The following is a 20,111-nucleotide window of genomic DNA, read 5'->3' on the forward strand; positions in this document are numbered from 1 at the left end:
AATCTCATTGTCCACAAAGGAGTCTGCATGGCGCATCAGTACCAAGCGCGTGGTTGTGATAGGGATTGGAGCGGTGTTATACGGACTGTTGTCTTACGCCACGAATTTCATTCCAGTATCTGGAAATAGTTTGCGGCCGGCTATTGTCATCCTCACACTCCTGGCTGCGTGGTATGGACCCCTGGTCGGCTTCTTCGCGGGGGCCATTGGGTCGTTTCTCACCGACCTGCTGGCGGGCCAGATCTATCCGCACTGGGAAATTGGCAATGGCATCATCGGTCTGATTGCCGGACTCATTTACCTTTTCAGCGACTTCGACTTAGACCGCGGCCTGGTCAAAGGAAAGCATTACATCCTGATTGCCGTGCTCAACATTGCCGGGAATATTGTGGGACTTGTCCTGCCGTCCTTGATTGACTGGGCGACCGGCACGCCGTTTCTGACCGCGGTGGTGTCGTGGGCGCTGATTCCTGCGCTCGTCAATTCGGCGTGGGTGGTCACCTTGGGCCTGGCCTTGCTTGCGGCGGTGTCAAGGCGGAGAAAGACCGGGGAGAATCTGCAAGTTGGCGCTTCGTGACCGTCAGCAACCCGTCATCTCACTTCACGGTGTCACGTTCACGTACGCTGGCCTGGCGGACCCGAGCTTACGGGACGTCAGCCTGGAGATTCGGGCGGGTCAACGCGTACTCATCGTCGGGCCGAGCGGATCGGGCAAGTCCACTTTGGCCCGATGCATCAACGGGTTGATTCCGCACAGCTTTCGCGGCCGCCTTTCGGGGACAATTCGCGTTGCAGGCAAGGACACATCGCGGGCCCGCATCAGTGAGATCGCCGATTGCGTGGGCACCGTCCTGCAGGATCCGGAGAGCCAGTTTGTCGGCCTGACCGTCGCCGAGGATGTTGCATTTGCCTTGGAGAACCAAGCCATGCCGTTGCACGAGATGAAAAAGCGCGTGCAGGAGGCGCTGGATGTCGTGCGAATGTGGCCTCATCGAGAGCAGAGCCCGCACCATTTGTCCGGCGGGCAGAAACAGAAAACGGCCTTGGCGGGCGTGCTGGCGATGCTGCCGGACATCCTCCTGTTTGATGAACCGCTTGCGAATCTCGATCCGGAGAGTGGCCGGCAGATGATGCTGCTCATCGACGAATTGAACAGGCGGTCGGGCAAGACTGTGGTAATCATCGAACACCGTCTGGAGGATGTCCTGGCGATGGATATGGACAGGATCATCCTCATCGACGACGGACGCATCCAGGCGGACTTGAGCGTCGCGGAGATGCTGGTTTCAGGACGGCTGGAAAAAGCGGGAATTCGCCTCCCCCTGTACCTGGAGGCGCTTGAGCGCATGGGGGCCACGTATGACGCGGAATCGGTGCCTGTCACCGTCAACCAGGTGCCTAGGGACGGCACGGTCCAGCGCGCCGTTCAATGGGCCACGCACCCCCGGAAAGAGGAAGACCTGAATCGGGGAGCCCCCGTCCCTTCGCCAAAGCCGCCGGTGGTAGAGGTTCGCGACCTGGGCTTCGCGTACCCGGGTGGTCATGCTGCACTGGACAACGTTTCGTTTTCCGTCTATCCGGGTGAACGCGTGTCCTTGCTGGGGCACAACGGGGCGGGAAAGTCGACTCTGTGCCACTTGCTTTTGGGGATCTTGAAACCGCGGCACGGAAGCGTCCGTATCCACGGCAAGAAGACGGATGGTTGGTCGGTGACCGAGCACGGGCGGGCGATTGGGTACGTGATGCAAAACCCGCATCACATGCTGTCCCAGGACAAGGTGTTTGACGAGGTGGCGTTTGGCCCGCGCAATTGGGGGCTGGCGGAGGCCGAGGTCGTGCAGCGGGTGGAGGAGGCACTTCGCATCTGCGACCTGGCGGGCTATCGACATTGGCCCATCCACGCGTTGAGTTTCGGCCAAAAGAAACGGCTTACAATTGCCGCTGCGTTGGCCCTGCGCCCCAGCATGTTGATATTGGACGAGCCAACGGCCGGCCAGGACTATCGGCACGCGCGAGAGATCATGAACTTCATCTCCAGGCTTGCCAAGGCAGGCATCGCCATGCTGGTGGTGACCCATGACATGCAGTTGGCTTTGGAATACACGGACCGGGCTTTGGTACTTGCCCACGGGCGCCTGCGGGGGGACGGGCCCGTCTCCAAGGTCTTCAGCGATCAATCCTTGCTCATGGAGGCGGGACTGCAGGTGACAAGCCTGTATCGGCTCGCCGAGCGATTGGGCATGGCTGACGAGGCGGAGAGCCTCATTCGGCGATTTATCGAACGGGAGGAGGCATCAGGTGAAACTGCTTAGTCTCCAGTACCACCCTGGGCAATCATTCCTGCACCGATTGGATGGACGTACGAAAATCGTCCTCTTAGGCGCCTGGACCGCCTCGATCTTTCTTTTCATCGACATGCGGGTGTTGGCCGTTTTTCTGCTGGTGGGCATAGGGCTGATATCCTCGTCAGGCATCCCGTTTTCGCAGATCCGGACGATGGTTTTCACGCTGTTTGGGTTTGTTTTGCTGACGGCCGTGCTTACGAACGTGTTGACTCCTGGATACGCTGGGCGTTACTTTCCCGTCCAGCACGTGCTGCTTTCCGTTGGGCCCGTGCGGGTGACCCGAGAGATGCTCGTGTACAGCCTGATGCTCATGATCAAGTACGCGGCCATCTTTCCCATGGCCATCCTGTTTGTATTGACCACACATCCTGGGCGTCTTGCCAGCAGTCTGCACCGACTCGGGCTCCCGTATAAAATCGCCTACGCCCTCAACATAGCCCTTCGCTACCTGCCCACCGTGCAGCGCGAATTCCAACATATTGCGTATGGACAACAGGTTCGCGGACTTGACCTGACCGGAAATCGCCTGGGGATATGGAAGAAAGCCAAGGGAATGGCGGCCATCGTCGTCCCGCTCGTGTTCTCCAGCCTGGATAGGGTTCAAACCGTGACGGACGCTATGGAGCTGCGGGGGTTTGGGCGGAGCAAGACGCGCACCTGGTACAGCGCCACCCAGTTCAGCAGGCTGGATTATATGGTTTGTCTGGCCTCCTTGGCGGTTTTGGGAATATCCATTTATTTGAAGTGGACGGTGTTTTCCTCGTTCTGGGCTCCGTGGGGCGAAGGGACCCTACCAAGGGTGGTCCATCGCGTTTTAGGGAAAGGCGGCACTTGACTGGTGGGTTGTGCCCCGCTGCCCGAAGTGAAAGGGCAGCTTCTTTTTTTGCTTTTTATGCGCGTTATTCGTGGCTGCGGCCACAGGTGATGTCGCTCTCAAGTAGGCGGCGAAATTCATAGGCGAACTTTTGTTCCGTGACGTGATCTGTCACCCTGGGGATTTACTCTTGGTTTTGTCCAGGCAGACAGGAATTGTCGGGAAGCAGCAGGGGATACGGAGACAACCGACTCTCGTGAAGAGGGCGATTGTATCATACAGCCTGCTAAGCTCAAGGGAAGACAATTTCCGTAAATAGACTCCATCGTTGTCACGAGTGTGTTTTGATTTCTCTTTTCAGACACCTATATCTAGAAAGTTTTATTCAGATTTCAATATAGAAGTATAATGATGCTATAATTCCTATATCAGTTTCTTCTGAATGGAGGTGAATGGATGCGGATCTCGCTCGAGTTTATCAGCAAGACACCCCTGCGCCTGCCTCTTCAATACAACCACTTGTTGGCGGGCGTGTGGTACAGCTACCTGAACACGCCATATCGGACTGTGTTACACGACCAAGGCTTGCGAAGGGTGAAAGGCAAGCCGGTAAAACTCTTTACGTTTTCGCGCTTGGAAGGACCGTACGTGATGGACCGTAAATCAAAAACCATCACCTTTCACGGGCCAGTCCGTTGGACGGTGGCCAGCGCGTTAGACGAGCTCATCTACGATTTTTCCATGTCTCTTCTCAAAGCAAAGCATGTGTTGTTGGGAGGGATGGAGGTACAAGTGGGGGCTGTCAGGCTCGAGACCTATACCGGAACCACAACGCAATCCCAGATTCGTCTGCTGTCGCCTATCACTGTGTATAGGACCGTGAAACAACCCGACGGACGCAAGTTTACACACTACTATCGTCCGGGCACCCCTGAGTTCACGTCATTGCTTCGCAAGAATCTAATTTTGAAGGCTACAGCATTGGGGATGGACATCACCGACGATGATGCTCAGTTTGAGATGATCCCGGTAGACGAAAACAGCCTCAAGGAGCGAATCATCCTCTACCAAGACACACCAGTTCACGGATGGGACGGTGATTTCCGACTGCGAGGAACAAGGAAAATGTTGGAATTGGCTTGGAATGCGGGGGTCGGGATGAAGAACTCAGGTGGATTTGGCATGATTGACATCTTTTCCCGAGGGAGGTGAGCCAATGCTCGATGCTATGGTGCGCTTGGGAAGCATGTTGGTCCGTGGTGAGGACGATCTTCTCCTGACATTGGTGCAGCCCATGCCGTCAGTACAGGGAAAAGACCCGTACATCGTTTGGGTCAATATCGATACTCACCGTCCGCAGTTGGAGTTCCAAAAAGTTGAGTGTCGGGAAAGTGACAGGGAGCGCCTTGCCGAGGAATTGCTCTGGGTTGGGAACGCGGCAGGTCCAAACAGCCCGCAATGGACTGCTACGACAAAATCCCTCCAATATATTCTATCGCAGACAATGGTGAACTTACAAGAGATGCTTCCCGACGGTTCGTCGTTGAAAACTACACTTTCAGATATCCAAGCGCATTGGATGGTAGATTTAGGGCCACAACGGAGCGTAGAGAAACGCTATCGTTATGTGCTCGATCTCGTTGCGCTTGGTTTCCTGCACCCGGATGAATGGAAAGAAGTGGTGGACTCCCGGCAAACGAACCCGGAGGAAACGATTCGCGGGAAAACGTTTATCCCGGATATAGAAAAACGGGTTATGCAAGCGGCCAATATCAGCAGCAACCGCGTCGTGCTGTGGTCATTATGCATCGATGGGAAACGAATTGTAGATCATCCGGATTACCGCGAGCTAGTGGTACATGACAGAATTCTTAATATCTTCAAGGAGGAAGCTTCGCCAGGCATATGTTCAGCATGCGGGGCAGAGGACCTGGTCACAGCCAATTTTACGCGCATGAAATTCAAGTACTACAACACGGACAAGATTTCATTCGCCAGCGGCGTGCGGAGGGAGAGGTTCAACCGGAATTTGGTTGTCTGCTCCACGTGTTACAAGGCTCTCCTGGCCGCGGAGGCGTTTGTGCACGGCCACATGAGAACACAAATAGGTCACCTGCGTTTCTACGTCATTCCTGAGATTCTAGGTCCAAGTTCATCCGAGATAGACCCCCGGGCATGGACCAGGCTCGTTCGTCATCAGGTCCAATCCGTTGTGAACTTCGCGGGCATCGCTGACCTGGAGGACGAGATACAAGCGGATCAGGAAGAATACGGGTACCTCGGTTATGTAGTCAACTTGTTGCTTCATGTATGGAACAACGCGGAGCTGCGCCTGTATAACCTAGTTCGGGACGTCCCGCGAACTCGGTTCCAGGAGTTGCGTCGCGCCTTTCGACGGTATGAGCGACTAGGTGAGGACCTGTTTGGCCCTCGTGGCACGAACCAGGAACGCATCCGCTGGACGCCTGATTTCACAGCACTGTACCGTCTCATTCCTGTCACGCGGACGAATCGGAGTGAAGAGTACCGGCGCGTGCTGCAACTGTTTGACGCGTTGCTGACGGGACAAGCGATATCGTACCGAACCCTGATGGAGTCCTTCTGCAAATTGATACAGATTCATCGTTTTGGCCGTTACGCCTCCACGAATGTCATGGTGCCGCAGGCTGGATTTGAATTATCTCGTCTGAGCGATGACGTTCTGTTGGCGAATATGGTTCTGTCGATGTTGCAAGACCTGAAGCAGCTCATGGGATCTCCGTTTCATAGGGAGGAGAAAGATGTGCAGCGAGACACTCATTTGGATGCAGACGCTTTCCTCAGGCAGGTTGGGTATCGTGCCTCTCAGGAGGCTCTGTTTTGGTTGGGAGCGGCTGTATGCAGCGTGGCCACCGCGCAATGGAACAACAATCTCAAGACCATGCCAGTGTTGGAGAAGATCAATTATCGGGGTATGAGTGCGGCTGACGTGATTCGCTTGGTTGGAAAGATTGAGGAAGCTTTCCAGCAATACAAATTATTCCAGTGGTCAACCGAATCCGAAGCGTTGTTCCGCATGCACTTTGCTTTTGCCCAAGCCCTGGAGACCAATCCGCCACGCTGGAAGGCTGAGTACAGGCTGACCGATGAGGAAGCTGTATTCTACATTCTCACCGGCTTTGCCTACCGACGCAAGCAGATTCTTTCTCACCGGAGGCAGAATACACAGACGCCAGAAAGCTTGGTCGGGAATTCAGAATCATAATCCATTGTACAAAATACTAAGGAGGACACCGAAATGAACAACAGTGAACTGCTGTTTTTGTACGACGCGCAATTGGCGAATCCCAACGGCGATCCGGACGATGAAAATCGTCCTCGCATGGACTATCAGGCGAGGCGCAACCTGGTGAGCGACGTGCGCCTCAAACGGTACATCCGGGATTATCTTCAGGACATGGGGCACGAATTGTATGTTGCGCAACCAAAACAAGGCGAGGTTGTGACAGCAGACAAGCGGTTGCAGAGTGTCATGGGTGGCAACAAGAAACCGACCGTCGCCGACCTGCCTGTGATTTTGGACAGGTTGATTGACATTCGTTTGTTCGGGGCGACCATGCCCATCAAGGGTGAGTCAGCAGGTTCTGGTTCTTCCATTCAGGTCACGGGACCTGTGCAGTTTACGTGGGGGTATTCGTTAAACCATGTCGACCTGGTGAATTCCTATACCATCAGCTCCCGGTTCAGCTCGCAGGAGGAAAAAAGTCAGGGCACATTTGGCAAAGATTATCGGGTCTACTATTCCTTACTGGCGTTTGCCGGTGTCGTCAGCGGGAAACGCGCAGAACTCACGCGTTTGCAACCGGAGGATCTAGCCTGGTTGGATCAAGCTTTGGTGGAGGCCATTCCATTGCAGACCACCCGCAGCAAGATCGGACAGTACCCGCGGCTTTATCTTCGTGTGGAGTACACGGATGACCGGACTATCCTGGGCGATTGGCGTGAACTTCTCGATCTGGAGGAGAAGGAGAATTTGCGCGAAACAGGGGATGTCCGGCTGCACGTTGACCGGCTTGTGGAACGCGTTCTCGCTTATCAGGAACGCATTGCAGCTGTTCATCTTTGGCAGCACCCTGATTTCTCAGTCCTGTATAAAGAAAAAGCGGCGCCTCTGGCTACAGTGATGGAACAACTCGTTCCTGGAAAGGTGATTGCAGTTGAAAGCGGTGCGAGAGTGACGGGCTCATGACCATTCCCGATGGCATTGTGGTCTTTGAAATGAGCGGGAGAATGGCCCATTTCCGCAAGGTTCATACGAATTCCTCTTCTCTCACGTACTTGGTGCCTCCGCGAACGACGCTTAGCGGCATTGTAGCCGCTATATTGGGGCTGGAGCGGGATTCCTATTATGAGCAGCTCGGACCAAGAAACTCTTGGTTGACTGTGTCCCTGCGTACGCCTGTGCGTACCGTCATGCAAACGATAAACAACTTGTTTGTGAAATCTCCATCAGATTTGTCGGGGTCCAATGGCCATACCCAGGTGCCCACGGAACTGGTCATACCGCAAACGGGGGAGGGCGTCCTAACGTACAGAATATATTTCTCCCATAGGGACTCAGCCGTCATGAGCGAGCTGGTGGAACGGATAGCCGAACATAAACCGGTCTATCCAGTTGCTCTGGGGACGGCTTCCATGCTTGCGTCCTTGCACTGGGTGGAACTCGTTACCGCTGAGCGCCTGCAACTTATTCCCGCGGGAACGGATATCGATGTCGTCACCCCTTGCCTTTTGGATGATGTGGCAGGCTGGGCCTCCGGTTTTGACGATAACATGGGAGAGCCTGTTGAAGCGGTCAAGGACCTGATGCCATACAGCTTCGGACCACATCGCACTCACGGTTGGAGCCGGGAATTTATTCTGGAACGTTCTGGGAATCCCATGCCTTTGCGATTGCGCTCCCCAGCTTGGCGATTGCATTTTACAGACGGCCATTCGGAAGTCATAGCCTTTGCTGAGGACGGTGAGTCTTTAAGGTGAGGGATTACGATTCTCACGTCTGGTGTGAAGCCGATGGACGGATCTCTCGCCGGACTCGTCTATCCGACCACCTACAAGCGGTGGCCAATGCTGCAGCCGCAGCATTGGCCGACCGTGATGCGAGTCTGCAGAGATTTGGAGCTCTATCGGGTTTGTGCCACGACTTTGGCAAGTTTACGTCTTACTTTCAAACCTATCTTGTCACCGGCCATGTTCACCCCAAGGGTTTTCAGCAACACTCATTCATATCGGCATTATACGGTGCGTTTGAGGCGTATAGGGTTCTGGACACTTATCAGTGGCTGCATGAGTGGGACCCGCTGCTCATCTATCTGGTGATTAAGCATCATCATGGAGACCTGGCCAATCTCGACGTAGACATTGGCAGGCAATGCATGCGTGCAGCGGATCCGTTTGAGATAACAAACCAACTCTCCGATCCGCTGTTCAAAGCGTCCCACCAAGTGCGCGATCTGGCGACGCATATGAGCGATGTCGCTGCCGAGTTAGGCAGGGCAGCTTATGGATTGCCTAATCTGCTGCCCGAGGGTTTCGTTCCACATGTGCAGGAATTTGTTGAAGATGGCTGGTGGAAGACATTTAGTCGGTTGGTCAAGGATGCGCGTTCGTATCGTCGTACGGCTGACATGAAGGGCCACCCCGTGTTCTTGCGGTTGCTTCGATGCTTCTCGGCGTTGATTGATGGAGACAAGCGCGATGCCGCACACATTGTCACTTCCACACGTGTGGATATACCTGCCACCATTGTGGATGACTATGTCGCAAAGAGATTTAGAGGGGTTCATGGCATGGCCACTGTGCGACGGGGGCTGTACGAGAGGGTTCGCCAGCGCGCAAGAGATTTTTGCGAAAACGGGTTGTTCACACTGACTGCCCCGACTGGGAGCGGGAAAACCCTGTCTGCCCTCGCAGCAGCGATGTACCTGAGAAATCACGGTCAAGCCACAGGACAAGGGGTCCCGCGCGTCATCTATGCAATGCCATTTACGAGCATTATCGATCAAAATTATGAGGTACTCAGAAGCGTCCTGAGCAGTCTGGATGCCTTCAGCGGCAATGAACATCAATATGTGATGATGCATCACCACTTGGCCCCTGTCAAGGCTCAACGCGATGGCGTTGAGCTGCCGGTCGAAGATGCCTTGATGCTGCAGGAAGGATGGGATAGTGAATGTGTTGTAACCACGTTTGTGCAACTGTTTGATACGTTGTTGGGTTATCGAAATCGTGCCTTGAAACGTTTGCATCGTTTGGCTAATTCGATTTTGATCCTGGATGAGGTGCAGAGTTTACCTGCCGAATACTGGCCCCTAATTGGCAATTTGTTGACTACCGCTGTGAAAGAATTGCGGATGAAGGTCATCCTGATGACGGCGACCCAGCCCCGACTATTGGTCTCCGGAGCCGTCGAATTGGCTGGGGAGCCTCAGGAAGTGCAGGATTTATTTGAACAATTGGATCGGGTTGATCTGTACGTGGATCTCTCACCCGTATCCCTAGACCAGTTTATAGACGATTTTCTGCAGAGATTCCGGCGTGATCAGTCATACTTGCTCATCTTCAACACGATTCATACGTCGATAGAGGTGTTTCAGCGGCTTGAGCAGCAATTACGAGGCACTGTGGAACATTTAAGCTACTTGTCTGGGAACGTGGTGCCGGCTATACGCAGGAAGCGTGTTGAGGAGATCGTCGCTGCAAGTAGAGCCGGACATCCCGTTCTCGTTGTAGCTACGCAGGTTGTCGAAGCGGGGGTCGATCTGGACGTAGACGTGGTATACCGAGAATTGGCACCGATCGATTCCATAGTGCAGGCGGCAGGCCGGTGTAATCGCAACAACGCTTCATCCGACAGGGGGGAGGTGCGCGTATTTCAGCTCCTGCGCGAGTCTGGAGCGCGCAGTTCGATGGAAGTGGTCTACAAGGCCTTTAAGTCGGAAGCTACACTTCGAACGTTGGACAAACATTTGGGTGGCTCTGGGGCAGGTGTGATACCGGAATCTGCGTTACCCCGGCTCGTGACAAATTATTTTGAGACGCTGGCTGACACCATATCCAAGGGAGACTCGGAGCAGATCTGGCGCTCGGCCGCCAATCTTGACTTCTCCCCAGGAAAAGAAGGTGACGGGTTGGCGGTTTGTGACTTTCATTTAATCACCGAGTATCCGTCGTATGTAAATCTTTTCGTAGAATGTGACGAGTCAGCCGCAGAGTTATGGACGTGGTACCAGACAGACGTTGTACACGAGCTGGATTTTCGTCGGCGTCAGGAAACGTATTTGCGACGGAAGGCAGAGTTTCATGGCTACATTCTTTCCGTGCGCGCGAAGCGTGCCATGTCATTAGGTGCACAGCCAACTGGAGATGGAGGGTTGTGGTACCTGCCTGGCGTGGGGAATGGGCACGAGTATTACCACCCGGTGACAGGGCTGGCCTATCATCCGGAAGATATCCAACTTATGTTGTAACGGAGGGGGCACGATGGACGGAATGATCAAAGATATACCTGTAACCGGCACATTGGTCTGGTATTTTCATGTCTGTCCTCGCGAAGCTTGGTTGATGTCACGCCAGCTTACGCCCAACGAGGATGACGACAACATTCGCTTGGGGCGCATGATCCATGAACAGTCGTTTCCCAGAGCCACGCAAGAGGCCGATTTGGGCAGCGGAAAAATGGATCGGTTGGTAAGACGCGATGGACAATTGGTTGTTTATGAGGTAAAGAAAAGTTCTCGGCATGAACATTCGGCGCGAATGCAGTTGCTCTATTATCTGTATCAGCTCCACGAGGAAGGGATAGAGGCGGTAGGTGAGTTGCACTTTCCAGAGGAGAAGAGAGTCATTCGCGTTACATTGGGCGAATCTGAGAAGGCAGAAATTGTGCGTACTTTGTCCCATATTCGGGAGTTACTCGCTCAAGGATCTCCACCGGCGCCAACACGAATTCCTGTATGCCGGCAGTGCGCTTATGCCGAGTTTTGTTGGGCATAGCTTCAGTGTTCCTGTGCAGCAGAATATGGAGGAGGACCTATGGTTGAGAAGAGCGTATACATTTTCTCCAATGGCGAGTTGAAAAGAAAGGACAACACCTTATTTTTCGAGACCGAAGAGGGAAAGAAGTTCATCCCAGTTACAACAGTCCGGGATATATTCCTCTTCGGCGAAGTAATATTTAATTCTAAAGTACTGAATTTTCTATCCCAAAACGAAGCTTTGGTTCACTATTTCAACCATCATGGTTACTATGCGGGTACCATATATCCTCGAGAGCATATCGTGTCGGGCGACATGATACTTCGCCAGGCCAGCCACTATCTCAATGTAAAATTACGGGCGGAGATAGCTCGCCGGTTTATTCAAGGTTCCGCACAAAATATCCGTAGGGTTTTAAAGTACTACCAAAGTCGTGAACGAGACGTAGCGGGGCCAATTGAACGGATTGAATCCCTACTGTCTGCTATTGATGAATACGAGGATGTCACTCAGTTGATGGCAATTGAAGGAAATATTCGCGAGGCATATTACGGAGCGTTTGATGCGATTCTTCAAGACAAAGGTTTTCGATTCGAGGGGAGAACGAAGCGTCCTCCGAAGAATCCGCTAAACGCCTTGATCAGTTTCGGAAATTCCATGCTATATACGACGGTGCTCAGTGAGATCTATAAAACGCACCTTGACGCGCGCATTGGCTACTTGCATGCTACCAATTTCAGGCGTTTTACTCTTAACCTGGACGTGGCTGAGATATTCAAGCCAATACTCGTCGACAGGATCATCTTCACTCTAGTGGGAAAGGGAATGTTGAAACCCTCTCACTTTGTAAAGGGATCAGGAGGAGTTCTTCTCAATGACACTGGGCGCGCTATCTTTATTAAGCAATGGGACGAGCGTTTACAGCAAACTATACAACCACGTGAATTGGGGAGACCGGTATCCTATCGACGGTTGATTCGTATGGAACTCTATAAATTGGAGAAGCATCTCCTTGGGGAAAAAGCGTATGTTCCTTTTGTTGCTCGATGGTAATATGTGGGGAGGGTGTAAGGTGTTTGTTATCGTTGTGTATGACGTGAATGTGAAAAGAGTATCGAAGGTCTTAAAAACGTGCCGTCGTTACCTTTATTGGGTTCAAAATTCAGTTCTAGAGGGTGAAATTACAAAAGCGGGGTTTGAAGAGCTCAAGCGAAAGTTAGCCGCTATTATCTCACCGGAGGATGATTCGGTTCTATTTTATATATTCCGCTCGACACGTTACACGAGCCGTGAGAGCATGGGCGTCCAGAAGGGCGGAGAGGACCGCTTTCTTTGAAATACGGAAATACGGCCCATACATCTACGTCAGCCATCGCTTGGCCGTCGTCGATCTGCGGTCGCGTCAAAATCCCGAAAGATCGACGACAGCGCGGGAACAATCACATTCGTTGTTACAGCAAGGGTTTTTCGGTATCATGGACCTAGCAGTAACCGCTTCTTACAATTTACCAGCCGTTTGACTTGAGGACACCTATGCGGAAAAAATGGGTTGTTAGACTGCCTTTAAGGGATTGAAACAATGTGTCGTCACTAACAACTAGTGTCCCTTCGCCGTTAGTTGTTAGACTGCCTTTAAGGGATTGAAACTCCAACTCAAGGGCCAGCTCCGGCGCTTGGTCAAGGTTGTTAGACTGCCTTTAAGGGATTGAAACCCTGTAGTAGGACTGCTTGAGTTCGACTCCCACAAACCGTTGTTAGACTGCCTTTAAGGGATTGAAACGAGCCAATTGCGGAAGAGGCGGTGCAAACATGAGCGCACGTTGTTAGACTGCCTTTAAGGGATTGAAACGCGCGTTGCATTCGCACTGCAAGCTGATGGCTGGTAGTTGTTAGACTGCCTTTAAGGGATTGAAACCGGTGGAGCTTTTGCACCACCATGTCTACGGCGCGAGGGTTGTTAGACTGCCTTTAAGGGATTGAAACCGTGTCAACTTGTCCACTTCAACGTCACCACCCATCAGTTGTTAGACTGCCTTTAAGGGATTGAAACCGAACTGTCTCCAACAACTTTCGTTCATCTGGTGAAGTTGTTAGACTGCCTTTAAGGGATTGAAACAGGCATGTTACCTAGTGAACGATTGTGACGACGATACGTTGTTAGACTGCCTTTAAGGGATTGAAACCCTTTGCCGCAACCTGCGACTGCGCTGCTTCGGCCAGTTGTTAGACTGCCTTTAAGGGATTGAAACTCCGGATGTCGGACAAAATAGAGCGCGCCAAGCATCGTTGTTAGACTGCCTTTAAGGGATTGAAACCTGCAGTTCTTGGCGCTCTTCGTACGTCATCTTCAGTTGTTAGACTGCCTTTAAGGGATTGAAACGAGGGCAGCAATCTCCGACTCTGCGCGGGCCATGCGGTTGTTAGACTGCCTTTAAGGGATTGAAACATCTCTTTCTCACTCAACACGCGGCCTCGGTATTCGGTTGTTAGACTGCCTTTAAGGGATTGAAACGGGTAGACCTCGTAGATGGTGTCCGGCCCTGTCAAGTCGTTGTTAGACTGCCTTTAAGGGATTGAAACGCCGCGATAGCCGCGTCCGTCGGAGGTGCCTGAGCCTCGTTGTTAGACTGCCTTTAAGGGATTGAAACAGACTCAGACCCTGATTGCACAGGACGGTGCCATCCGGAAGTTGTTAGACTGCCTTTAAGGGATTGAAACTGACGGAGCCTTTCGTCAAAAACCCGCTGCGTCAGCGTTGTTAGACTGCCTTTAAGGGATTGAAACCGATTGGTCAGGCGGACGGATAGGTTGCAAGCGGCTCGGTTGTTAGACTGCCTTTAAGGGATTGAAACCCGAAGCCCCCAAGTTTCGCAGCCGCAGCCTGGAACGTTGTTAGACTGCCTTTAAGGGATTGAAACAAGGTGGATACGATGCGAACGGTAAACGTCTGCAGTATGTTGTTAGACTGCCTTTAAGGGATTGAAACTACGCGCTCTTTTCCGGCATACCGGTGTTTGGATGCCGTTGTTAGACTGCCTTTAAGGGATTGAAACAAATCGTCCATATTGATGCCAAGCGACACGAAAATATCCGTTGTTAGACTGCCTTTAAGGGATTGAAACCCCGCGGTCTCCATCGTGCCCTGTTGGCGATACACGGCGTTGTTAGACTGCCTTTAAGGGATTGAAACTCTATCTCTGTAGGTGTAGGGTGGTAGGGTGGAAGGGTTGTTAGACTGCCTTTAAGGGATTGAAACTCGAGCTAGACCAACGCTACTTCACGGCTAGACTGTGTTGTTAGACTGCCTTTAAGGGATTGAAACACGTCGATCCTTCCTTCGTATAGATACCCATCGGCAAAAGTTGTTAGACTGCCTTTAAGGGATTGAAACCTCCCGATGACCTGATACCACAGATCACCTGTATCAATGGTTGTTAGACTGCCTTTAAGGGATTGAAACGACATCGACATGGCTATACAGGGGTAACAGCACCCGCACGTTGTTAGACTGCCTTTAAGGGATTGAAACTCGACGGAGCGAAGGGGTTCCTAGCCAATGCGGGTGGTTGTTAGACTGCCTTTAAGGGATTGAAACGTAATGGACCAGTCTTTGCGCCAACTCGGGGTTGTGTTGTTAGACTGCCTTTAAGGGATTGAAACACCAGCTCTCGTGCGGTCGATAGAGCGGGCAGGTGAGTTGTTAGACTGCCTTTAAGGGATTGAAACCTGGACAGCGAAGGCCATCGGATGCGATTGGCATACCTGGTTGTTAGACTGCCTTTAAGGGATTGAAACGGGGGATAGGGTATGGGACTTCGATTCCGCAAGAGGTTGTTAGACTGCCTTTAAGGGATTGAAACTAATTCCTGCTCGGTCATGCCCCCTGCGCCTCCTCGCCCGTTGTTAGACTGCCTTTAAGGGATTGAAACGTGAAATTCCAAGGGCGGATCCGAAGCCTCATACCCTTGTTGTTAGACTGCCTTTAAGGGATTGAAACTCCGTCGCATTGAACGCGAACACGACGACAAGGGAGGTTGTTAGACTGCCTTTAAGGGATTGAAACATTTCGACTACGTACCACCTAAACAGGCGCAACAATGTTGTTAGACTGCCTTTAAGGGATTGAAACAAGGCCTGCTTGATGAGCCCGCTGAAGTAGGACACGCGTTGTTAGACTGCCTTTAAGGGATTGAAACTAGGTTCCACAATGTCGGCCAGGCGCTTTTTCCGTTCGGTTGTTAGACTGCCTTTAAGGGATTGAAACGTCAACCTGCTCGGCGGCAAGCGAGTCTACCAGATTCGGTTGTTAGACTGCCTTTAAGGGATTGAAACGTCAGCCGGGAGACCGCAGATAAACTGGAGAAGCTCGTTGTTAGACTGCCTTTAAGGGATTGAAACATGCCGTCGCCAAGAGCGTCCAGCTCACGCTTGAAGGTTGTTAGACTGCCTTTAAGGGATTGAAACTGATGGTAGCGGTGCGCTAGATCGAGCAGTGTCCTGCGGTTGTTAGACTGCCTTTAAGGGATTGAAACCGAAAGCAATGCAAGAGCCGGTAAGTACAAAGTCAACGTTGTTAGACTGCCTTTAAGGGATTGAAACTTCACCAAGAAGGGCGAACTGTACGCCAAGTACGCCCAGGTTGTTAGACTGCCTTTAAGGGATTGAAACAGGGTAGGGGGTAAGCATACATGCCAGCATCGATAAAGTTGTTAGACTGCCTTTAAGGGATTGAAACTGCAAGAGTAAACGCCAGCCGTTCCATTTTGGCTCGTTGTTAGACTGCCTTTAAGGGATTGAAACCCAAGAATCTGCTCCGGCTGCGCCTGATACAGCGTGGTTGTTAGACTGCCTTTAAGGGATTGAAACGACGACGTCGCAAAGGGCAAGCCGGACAAGCAGACGGTTGTTAGACTGCCTTTAAGGGATTGAAACTGGACCATCATCATGGCATTTCGCGGCATGTGTCAACAGCGGTTTGAAATTCCCCAAAAAAATCGCGGCGGATTCCCCAAAAACATCGGGTTGCATTTCCCCAAAATCATCGCGCAAGATTCCCCAAACACACGTTCGGCTAGTCAGTCATCACCTCCTCTTTAAGGGCATGCGTCACCCCTGCCTTGAGCTTGTCCTTCATCCGGTAACTGTGACCACGGATGTTAATCGTGGTTGCATGGTGGAGTAACCGATCCAGCAGCGCCGAAGCCAGCACCTGGTCCCCAAATAGGGTGCCCCAGTTCGTGAAGCTAGTGTTGGATGTAATGATCATCGAACCATGCTCATACCGTTCGGACACAAGGCGGAAGAAATTCGCCGCGTCCAGGGCGTCGAGCGGCAGGTAACCGACCTCGTCGCAAATCAAGAGTTTTGGCTGTGTGTAGATGCGCAGACGCTTGTCCAATCGTCCCTCGTGATACGCCCTTCGCAAGTCTGCGACAAGCTTCTGCATCGTCACAAAGTAGACGCTCATTCGTTGCTTGACGGCTTCCATCCCAAGCGCCACCGCCAGATGCGTCTTGCCTACTCCAGGTGGTCCGAGCAGAATGACGTTACTGCACTCCTCGACAAACGTCAGCGTAGCCAATTCCCGAATTTGCCGCTCGTCAATCGACGGCTGAAACGAGAAATCAAAGTCTGCGAGCGTCTTGTGATAGGGAAAGTGCGCTAGGCGCAGGCGCGTTTGGAGGTAGCGGTTGTACCGCTCCTCCAGCTCTGCGTCCAACAGACGGTTAAGAAATTCGGCGTATGTGGCCTGTCGGCTGACCGCCCACTCCACGCTTGCAGGCAATAGCGCAGCCGCTCGTTTGAGCCCTAATTCCAGCAACGACTCTTCCGCCTTGGCAAGGATCAGCGCGTCCGTCACTGCACTCGACCTCCCAATGCAATTTCCTCGTAGACCGCCAGCTCTCGCTGTTCAACGTCCGGCCCAATCTGAAACCCCGGCACTTTGTCGCGCTTGTCTCCAGGTGTTCCGTACGGAATCCCCTTAACATGCTCGGGATTCGTGGATACCAGATGCTTGCCTGGAAGCACGAGATGTTCTGCAATCACCTGGCCGCCGTACTCCACCTGCAGGTGACCAGTCTCAAACTCGCGCACAAGGACCGACTGTCCCACATACTGCCACGGCACCGAGTACAAGTTGGCATTCCAGGAGATACGGCAGTCGTTGAGAACCTTACGCAGGCCGGTTTGCGCTAATATGTAGCGATTGGTTGGCAGGGGCTGCAGAGTCTCCGACTGAAAACGCACCTGCGGTTGCTCTCGAGTGGTGCCGTGAATCCGTACGTTTGCGACGGTATCGCGCCACACGGCGGCCTGCCGGTTCAAGTCGTCGAGATCCACGAACGAGACCGGCCAAAAACTCTGCCGAATGTAGCCAATCGGCCGTTCAATCTTCCCCTTGGTCCGGCTCCGGTATGGTTTGCAGGCCTTGGGCACAAACCCGTAATACTTCGCAAAGTCCACATATGCCGGCTGCCAGTCAACCTGTCCACGTCCGTCATTGGACACGACAAGAGGCGAGCAATTGTCGCTGAGAATGGTTTGCGGGACGCCACCAAAGAACTCCAACGCATTTCGCAGAGCCCGCAAAATATGCAACTGGTCTGCTGCTTTGATAAACTCCAAGTAGAGCATGCGGGAGTAGGCGAGTACCATGGCGAAGCACCATACTGTACGCCGATTCCCCTGCGTGTCAAAGTAAGAAAACGCACCCAGGTCAATTTGGGCTTGCTCACCTGGAGCCGTTTCAAACCGCACGGTTGCCTTGGCAGAGACAACCGGGCGAAGGGGATGCATGAATTCGCGCAGGACGGTGATTCCGCCGGTATAACCCTGCTCCCGGATCTCTCGGAAGATTCTCTCGGCGTTCAAGACACCGATACGCATGCGCTGCTCGATGTAGGACTTGAAAGGCTCCAGCTTGTAACCCTTGACCTTCTTGCTTCGATTGCGTTTCTCCACATCCGTTTGCTCCTGTTCTTGCTCACGGATCGCCTTGCGAATCGTTTTGCGGTCATGTCCAAATCTTCGGGAGAGCTCCGAAATGCTTACGCCCTCCTCATACAGCTTTCTAATTTCCAATTTCTCACTCTCCCTCATGTCTGGCACCTCCCACCAAATGGTGAACGGTGCCTGATTTTCGACACAGGGTGGGGAATTCATCTCGATGATTTTGGGGAATTTAGTCCGCTGTTTTTGGGGAATCACAATGCGCTGTTTTTGGGGATTTTACATCCGATTTTGACACATGTAAATCGTTGTTAGACTGCCTTTAAGGGATTGAAACGCTGGCGCTCCAGGCTGTCCAGTGTCGTGATCATGGGTTGTTAGACTGCCTTTAAGGGATTGAAACTCCAACTCAAGGGCCAGCTCCGGCGCTTGGTCAAGCGGGTTGTTAGACTGCCTTTAAGGGATTGAAACCGCTGGTAGAGTTCATGAAGCTCCGTCAGCACTGCGTTGTTAGACTGCCTTTAAGGGATTGAAACAGGAGACAAGTAGCCATTTGTCTGTACGTCTGTTACGGTTGTTAGACTGCCTTTAAGGGATTGAAACCTGATTCGCAATCATCAAATCCTTAAACAACGAGGCTGAGTTGTTAGACTGCCTTTAAGGGATTGAAACTCGCGATTCTCGTCCATGTCCCGGCGAAAGGACGATCGTTGTTAGACTGCCTTTAAGGGATTGAAACTACCCTTCATCCATACCGGCATCACCATCTTTCCGCGTTGTTAGACTGCCTTTAAGGGATTGAAACCCATCATGCACGAGCTGGAGCAGCGTGGATGGAAGATGTTGTTAGACTGCCTTTAAGGGATTGAAACTTGGGGGTGGCATTCAAACCGGGGACGGACGATACACGCGTTGTTAGACTGCCTTTAAGGGATTGAAACTACATGTGCCACAGCCGATACAACCGCCTGTCCAGCGTTGTTAGACTGCCTTTAAGGGATTGAAACATGGTATTACCAACATGTCCAACTAACCCAGATCACGGGTTGTTAGACTGCCTTTAAGGGATTGAAACAAGCTCCTAAACAACTCTTCTAATCCCTCTTCTTTTTCACGTTGTTAGACTGCCTTTAAGGGATTGAAACCCTTGACCCAATTGCCCGGGTCCTCGATGTCATCCTCCGTTGTTAGACTGCCTTTAAGGGATTGAAACATCCCGCAGGCTCCTAACCCATTCGGGGTGCATCGGCCGTTGTTAGACTGCCTTTAAGGGATTGAAACCCATCGAACTCTGCGGCCAGTTTGGAAACGATATCAAAGTTGTTAGACTGCCTTTAAGGGATTGAAACCGTAGTAACCCATCTCAACGAGCTCCCGCCAAACCTGCAGTTGTTAGACTGCCTTTAAGGGATTGAAACCCAAAACGTATCGCGGCGAACGATTCGGGACGAAAGACGTTGTTAGACTGCCTTTAAGGGATTGAAACACGGCTACGGCAGTATCCTGACGCAAACCGTCACACTCGTTGTTAGACTGCCTTTAAGGGATTGAAACGCTGAAGTGGAAATTCTTCTGTAGGAAGGAGGTCGGGGGTTGTTAGACTGCCTTTAAGGGATTGAAACACAAACTGAGGAGATGAAATCATGGATCCGACACGGTTGTTAGACTGCCTTTAAGGGATTGAAACCTGCTCGATATGGCACAACGGGAGTAGCCATCGAACCAGGTTGTTAGACTGCCTTTAAGGGATTGAAACAGCGTATTCAGAGACAGCCTGCCAGTCTCATATAGTTGTTGTTAGACTGCCTTTAAGGGATTGAAACCTCGCCATGGCTGGTACAACGTCGAGGTGACAAGCAGTTGTTAGACTGCCTTTAAGGGATTGAAACGTAAAGAAGTCGCCGGAGAGAACTTGGCGATGTATGAGTTGTTAGACTGCCTTTAAGGGATTGAAACTGCCAACGTATTCGGGTCTGTAGCCACGG

Annotated in this window: 13 protein-coding genes and 2 CRISPR repeat arrays; of the genes, 11 read left to right on the forward strand and 2 right to left on the reverse strand. The window is 52.2% G+C overall.

The window, feature by feature from the left end; translation table 11 throughout:
• The 11 genes from ASH01S_RS15185 to cas2 all read left to right on the forward strand — a co-directional run.
• A partial coding sequence (locus ASH01S_RS15185) for an ECF-type riboflavin transporter substrate-binding protein (protein ID WP_067929296.1) occupies positions 1-577 on the forward strand: 577 nt, incomplete at its 5' end.
• The gene (locus ASH01S_RS15190; RefSeq protein ID WP_067929297.1) at positions 564-2,312 is read left to right on the forward strand and encodes an ABC transporter ATP-binding protein; all 1,749 of its coding nucleotides are present in this window, start codon (positions 564-566) and stop codon (positions 2,310-2,312) included. The genes ASH01S_RS15185 and ASH01S_RS15190, both read left to right, overlap by 14 nt.
• Complete coding sequence (locus tag ASH01S_RS15195; RefSeq protein WP_067929298.1) at positions 2,299-3,180, forward strand: energy-coupling factor transporter transmembrane component T family protein; 882 nt, start codon at positions 2,299-2,301, stop codon at positions 3,178-3,180. Before ASH01S_RS15190 ends, ASH01S_RS15195 begins: the two co-directional genes overlap by 14 nt.
• A gap of 435 nt (positions 3,181-3,615) precedes the next feature.
• On the forward strand, positions 3,616-4,371 hold the full coding sequence (gene cas6 / locus ASH01S_RS15200; protein WP_067929299.1) for a CRISPR-associated endoribonuclease Cas6: 756 nt from the start codon (positions 3,616-3,618) through the stop codon (positions 4,369-4,371).
• Between the two features lie 16 nt (positions 4,372-4,387).
• Positions 4,388-6,403 (forward strand): type I-B CRISPR-associated protein Cas8b/Csh1, encoded by a 2,016-nt coding sequence (cas8b, locus tag ASH01S_RS15205; protein WP_281178233.1) that lies wholly within the window; start codon positions 4,388-4,390, stop codon positions 6,401-6,403.
• Positions 6,404-6,436: 33 nt separating this feature from the next.
• A complete protein-coding gene (gene cas7b, locus ASH01S_RS15210) occupies positions 6,437-7,387 on the forward strand; it encodes a type I-B CRISPR-associated protein Cas7/Csh2 (protein WP_067929301.1) in 951 nt (316 codons plus the stop codon).
• A gap of 29 nt (positions 7,388-7,416) precedes the next feature.
• Positions 7,417-8,178 carry a CRISPR-associated protein Cas5 gene (gene cas5 / locus ASH01S_RS15215; RefSeq protein WP_281178234.1) on the forward strand — a complete coding sequence of 254 codons (762 nt, stop codon included), beginning with the start codon at positions 7,417-7,419 and terminating at the stop codon, positions 8,176-8,178.
• Complete coding sequence (locus tag ASH01S_RS15220; protein WP_083517239.1) at positions 8,175-10,667, forward strand: CRISPR-associated helicase/endonuclease Cas3; 2,493 nt, start codon at positions 8,175-8,177, stop codon at positions 10,665-10,667. The genes cas5 and ASH01S_RS15220 overlap by 4 nt, the downstream gene beginning before the upstream one ends.
• A gap of 13 nt (positions 10,668-10,680) precedes the next feature.
• Positions 10,681-11,193, forward strand: coding sequence for a CRISPR-associated protein Cas4 (gene cas4, locus ASH01S_RS15225; RefSeq protein WP_245629110.1), 513 nt, complete (start codon positions 10,681-10,683; stop codon positions 11,191-11,193).
• Between the two features lie 39 nt (positions 11,194-11,232).
• Positions 11,233-12,228 carry a type I-B CRISPR-associated endonuclease Cas1b gene (gene cas1b, locus ASH01S_RS15230; protein ID WP_067929304.1) on the forward strand — a complete coding sequence of 332 codons (996 nt, stop codon included), beginning with the start codon at positions 11,233-11,235 and terminating at the stop codon, positions 12,226-12,228.
• Between the two features lie 19 nt (positions 12,229-12,247).
• Entirely contained in the window at positions 12,248-12,511 is a 264-nt protein-coding gene (gene cas2 / locus ASH01S_RS15235; protein ID WP_067929305.1) for a CRISPR-associated endonuclease Cas2, read from the forward strand.
• A 212-nt stretch (positions 12,512-12,723) separates the two neighbouring features.
• Positions 12,724-16,107: direct repeats of the CRISPR family, unit length 30 nt; unit sequence GTTGTTAGACTGCCTTTAAGGGATTGAAAC.
• Between the two features lie 139 nt (positions 16,108-16,246).
• On the opposite strand, the gene istB is transcribed toward cas2, so the two are convergent.
• Positions 16,247-17,035, reverse strand: coding sequence for an IS21-like element helper ATPase IstB (istB, locus tag ASH01S_RS15240; protein ID WP_067929306.1), 789 nt, complete (start codon positions 17,033-17,035; stop codon positions 16,247-16,249).
• Positions 17,032-18,276, reverse strand: coding sequence for an IS21 family transposase (istA, locus tag ASH01S_RS15245; protein ID WP_067929307.1), 1,245 nt, complete (start codon positions 18,274-18,276; stop codon positions 17,032-17,034). Before istA ends, istB begins: the two co-directional genes overlap by 4 nt.
• A gap of 157 nt (positions 18,277-18,433) precedes the next feature.
• Positions 18,434-20,082: direct repeats of the CRISPR family, unit length 30 nt; unit sequence GTTGTTAGACTGCCTTTAAGGGATTGAAAC.
• Positions 20,083-20,111: the final 29 nt, after the last annotated feature.

The sequence above is a fragment of the Alicyclobacillus shizuokensis NBRC 103103 genome (assembly GCF_001552255.1).
Taxonomy (GTDB): Bacteria; Bacillota; Bacilli; order Alicyclobacillales; family Alicyclobacillaceae; genus Alicyclobacillus_G; species Alicyclobacillus_G shizuokensis.